Here is a 4,170-nt window from a genome sequence, read left to right as displayed (position 1 = left end):
AGACGGGACTTGCAGGAGTATCAGGTCAATGCCAGACTGGTTATTCTGGGGGCCAGTGCTTGTGAGTCGGCAAGGATTCTTTTAAATTCCAAATCTTCACAACATCCTAACGGTCTGGCAAACAGCAGTGGGGTGGTTGGTAAATATTTACATGATTCTACCGGAGCTGGTGTTTCCGGGTTTTTACCGCAGTTAATGGACCGTAAACGTTATAACGAAGACGGTGTCGGCAGTGTTCATATTTACTCGCCCTGGTGGCTAGATAATAAGAAACTTAATTTTCCAAGGGGTTATCATATAGAATATGGTGGCGGAATGGGGATGCCTTCCTATGGATTTGGTTCTGGAGTACCTGTTATGAATGGTATGGTACCCGGCAGAGATGGAAAAATGAAAGATGCCGGTGGATATGGTGCCTCTCTAAAAGATGACTATCGTCGTTTTTATGGCACAGGAGTAGGCATGGCAGGACGAGGTACTGCTATTGCCAGGGCTGATAATTATTGTGAAATAGATCCGGATGTAGTAGATAAATATGGAATTCCTGTGCTGAGGTTTCATTATAAATGGGCACAGGAGGAGATTAACCAGGCCAAACATATGCAGGAGACTTTCCTTTCTATTATGAAAGAAATGGGAGCCGTGATTACTTCAAAAATACAGGGCCCGGAAACAAATTATGGCCTGGAAGCTCCTGGAAAGATTATTCATGAAGTTGGTACCATCCGTATGGGAGATGATCCCAAAAAATCTGCCTTAAATAAATATTGTCAGGCTCATGATTGTAAAAATCTATTCGTAGTTGATGCTGCACCTTTTGTTCAGCAAGGAGATAAGAATGCGACCTGGACAATATTAGCGCTGTCTATGAGGACGGCTGAATATATTCTGGCACAAAAGAAAAAACAAAATATTTAAAGATTGAGCTTATGAACAGACGTGACTCGATAAAAGCATTAGGACTTACAGCGATAAGCACCAGCGTACTTATAGATGCCTGCAAGCCATCTGAAACTAAAACGGATACCAGTACTCCAGAAGAAACAGCAAAAGAGGCTGGACGGGAACATTGGGAGATAGAGCGGGACAAAGAACTCCATTCAGAAACCTTCTTTACCAAACATGAAATGGCAACCATTACAGTCCTTGCAGATATTATTATCCCGAAAGATGATGTTTCCGGAAGCGCATCAGATGCGAAAGTTCCTGAATTTATTGAATTTATAGTAAAAGATATACCGGAACATAAGATACCGATGCGCGGTGGTTTAAAATGGCTGGATCTGCAATGTTTGAACCGCTATCGGAAACCTTTTGTTGAAGTTTCAGCAAAAGAGCAAATTGCTATGATCGATGAGATTGCCTATCCTCAAAAAGCCAAACCGGAAATGAAGCCTGGAGTGACTTTTTTTAACAGGATGAGAAACCTGACTGCATCCGGTTTTTACACTTCAAAAATTGGTGTAACAGATATTGGTTATGCAGGCAATGCTCCAAATCAATGGCAAGGTGTTCCCGATGAAGTATTAAAACAATATGGGATGCAGGATGTAAAGATCTAAATGAAATCAGGACCGGATCACGACCCTGTACTTGCCTTCATTGAGGTGTTCATGGCGTGAACGGTTCTCGAAATTGATATTAATGGTGTTTTTATCCACTATTCTGGTATCAGGGGAAATTTGCTGACCTGTGGCAACTTCATAAATGGCGAGGATAACATCTCTTGTGCCCAAATTGTGTACGATGTAATAGTTTCCGTTTTTCTCTACTTGTATAGTCTCAACGTATTTATTTTCCATGGTCAAAGGTACGGATAATATTGCGGTACAGTTGTCAAAGAAATATTATGAATAAATTAATAAGTATAATTTACTATGATGTTCTATCTCGCTTCTTTTGGATTGGTTCCATAATTTTTTTTGAAAAACTTATTAAAGTGACTCAAATCGTTGAACCCAAATTCCATGCTGATTTCTTTTAGCGGATGTTCAGTGTATTTAAGTCTGTTCTCTATCAATTTCAGTTTGTAGTTGTCTATATAAGTTTTAATTGGCACCCCCATTTGCTTTTTAAACAATCCAGTCAGATAATTAGGTGAAAAATGAAACACTTCTGCAAGCTCCCTGAGTTGTAAACTACGGGGATTACGGATGTGTTTATGAATATAGTTTACAATAGACATTACTGTGTTTTCCTGGCTGGAAATCTTTGGGGACAATTCCTTTATTGCCGTTTTTTTGATGATTGAAAATATCGCCCTGATGAGATAAAAGATGGTCTCATTTCCAGAATTCTGACTGGTTTCCCATTCCAGGGTAATTAAATGGATCAATTGTTCTATTTTAAAAAGCTCTTCTTCAGAACTGACCATACAAGACTGAAGGGTAGAACTCATTGCCAATAACTGTTCCATTAATTTGTTCCATTTCTGTAATCCCTGATCGGCAAAGGGACCGTCTAAATAGATATTTGTAAATTTCAAAATACTGAATTCTGTTCGGTCCTGGATCTCGAAAATGTGATAATCTTCAGGAGAAAGCAGAAAAAAACAAGGTCCCTGATACCATTGAGGTACTTCATTGAGGTAGTGAAAACCGTTGCCAGAATGAATAAAGGCCAGCTCGAAATGATTGTGATTGTGCACAGGAAAAGGCCATTTTGTTGTAGTAAAATGTCTGATATAAAGCGTATCGTGCTGTATGAATCTTTCCAATTGGTGTTATTTACAATTTTATTTTCTAAATGTACAATTTAAGTGGTGGTTGATGGTCTAGGTTTGTGTCAAAATTTTTTAACTCCTATGCCTACAGCATCAAAAGTAAAATTACACCCTGCAATTATTCCCCTTATGGCCATTGCTGCGGGTATTATCGTGGCCAATATTTATTATAACCAGCCTATTCTGAAAGAAATAGGCGCTTCCGTTGGGGCAAGTGAAATCGAAATAGGTAAGGTTGCCATGCTTTCACAGATAGGTTATGGACTGGGGATGTTCTTTGTACTACCTTTGGGCGACAAAGTCAACAGGAAGAACCTTATTGTTCTCCTTGCAGGTCTGCTAACCTTGATTTTAATTGTCTTTGCCATGGCAAAGACAATCCTGGTGGTTTATATACTGAGTTTACTTATAGGCATCTGTTCTGTACCGGCTCAGATCATTTTGCCCATGGCAGCAACACTTGATCCGGTGAACAGAGGTAAAACAGTTGGAAAGGTTTTTAGCGGTATACTTGTTGGTATCCTGGGGGCCAGGGTGATTAGTGGCTTAATTGCCGAATGGTTAGGTTGGAGATATGTCTATGGTATATCTGCAGGTATGGTTTTAGTGATCACCATATTACTCAAACTTTATTTACCCAATGTAGCACCCAAATTCAAAGGGAATTATTTTAACCTTTTAAAATCAACTTTGACTTTGATTAAAGAACACAGGGTATTAAGACAGGCCTGTCTGCTGGGGTCTTTTACCTTCGGTGTATTTTGTTCCTTTTGGACAACGTTAACCTTTCATCTGAGCACAGCGCCTTTGAATTATCAAACTGGTACAATAGGCTTATTCGGTTTGATCGCTATCGGGGGAGCTCTTGTTGCGCCATATTTTGGAAAGCTTGCCGATAAAGGAAATGCATACAGATCTCTGTTAATTTCTGTTTCTTTGATGATTGGGAGCGTATTGCTCATTAAAATTTTTCCCTTTTCGGTAATTGCCTTAATGATTAGTATCTTCTTTTTGGATATTGGTGTGCAGGCTACACAAATTACCAATTTTGCGCGAATCTATAGTTTGCATGAACATGCTCATAGTCGCTTGAATACCATTTATGTAACGGTGTATTTTATCGGAGGAGCTTTAGGTACTTATTGTGGTTTGCTTTCCTGGAAATTAGGTGGTTGGAATCTTTCTACCTATCAGATGCTGCTTTGGAGTGGAATTGCCCTGACTATTGTAATTGTATCCCAAACGGTAACCCGGAGGAGGACTGTGAAATGATAAAAATAGCCGTTTTTAGTGATGTACATGGGAATCTGCCTGCTCTAGAAGCTGTACTTGAGGATATGGAAAGGAGAGGTGCAGATCAGATTTATTGTTTAGGAGACCTGGTTGATTTTGCTCCCTGGAATAATGAGGTGATTGATCGGATCAGAAAGCAAAAAATACCCTGCCTG

6 protein-coding genes are annotated in these 4,170 nt (G+C 39.5%); 4 read left to right on the top strand and 2 right to left on the bottom strand.

Going from position 1 to position 4,170, the window contains the following annotated elements:
• The coding region (locus VNZ46_RS29350; protein WP_325565272.1) for a GMC oxidoreductase at positions 1-918 on the top strand (918 nt) is incomplete at its 5' end.
• Between the two features lie 11 nt (positions 919-929).
• Positions 930-1,562: a gluconate 2-dehydrogenase subunit 3 family protein gene (locus VNZ46_RS29345; protein WP_325565270.1), complete on the top strand. Its 633-nt coding sequence runs from the start codon at positions 930-932 to the stop codon at positions 1,560-1,562.
• A gap of 6 nt (positions 1,563-1,568) precedes the next feature.
• On the opposite strand, the gene VNZ46_RS29340 is transcribed toward VNZ46_RS29345, so the two are convergent.
• Positions 1,569-1,802: a hypothetical protein gene (locus VNZ46_RS29340; RefSeq protein WP_325565268.1), complete on the bottom strand. Its 234-nt coding sequence runs from the start codon at positions 1,800-1,802 to the stop codon at positions 1,569-1,571.
• A gap of 83 nt (positions 1,803-1,885) precedes the next feature.
• Positions 1,886-2,716, bottom strand: coding sequence for an AraC family transcriptional regulator (locus VNZ46_RS29335; protein ID WP_325565266.1), 831 nt, complete (start codon positions 2,714-2,716; stop codon positions 1,886-1,888).
• Between the two features lie 87 nt (positions 2,717-2,803).
• On the opposite strand from VNZ46_RS29335, the gene VNZ46_RS29330 reads away from it, so the two are divergent.
• Together VNZ46_RS29330 and VNZ46_RS29325 are read left to right on the top strand one after the other, a co-directional pair.
• Positions 2,804-3,994, top strand: a complete 1,191-nt coding sequence (locus VNZ46_RS29330) for an MFS transporter (protein WP_325565264.1) — start codon at positions 2,804-2,806, stop codon at positions 3,992-3,994.
• Positions 3,991-4,170 (top strand): metallophosphoesterase family protein (locus tag VNZ46_RS29325; RefSeq protein ID WP_325565262.1); only part of this gene is annotated, 180 nt, incomplete at its 3' end. The genes VNZ46_RS29330 and VNZ46_RS29325, both read left to right, overlap by 4 nt.

Source organism: Pedobacter sp., assembly GCF_035566355.1.
In the GTDB taxonomy this organism is placed as follows: Bacteria; Bacteroidota; Bacteroidia; order Sphingobacteriales; family Sphingobacteriaceae; genus Pedobacter.
Note: the sequence above shows the minus strand (reverse complement) of the source record. Positions and strands in the feature narration are given on the sequence as shown.

Bases quoted from the DNA above. Each gene is read 5' to 3' on its own strand.
- VNZ46_RS29345 (WP_325565270.1), top strand. From the start codon at position 930: ATGAACAGACGTGACTCGATAAAAGCATTAGGACTTACAGCGATAAGC.
- VNZ46_RS29340 (WP_325565268.1), bottom strand. From the start codon at position 1,802: ATGGAAAATAAATACGTTGAGACTATACAAGTAGAGAAAAACGGAAAC.
- VNZ46_RS29330 (WP_325565264.1), top strand. From the start codon at position 2,804: ATGCCTACAGCATCAAAAGTAAAATTACACCCTGCAATTATTCCCCTT.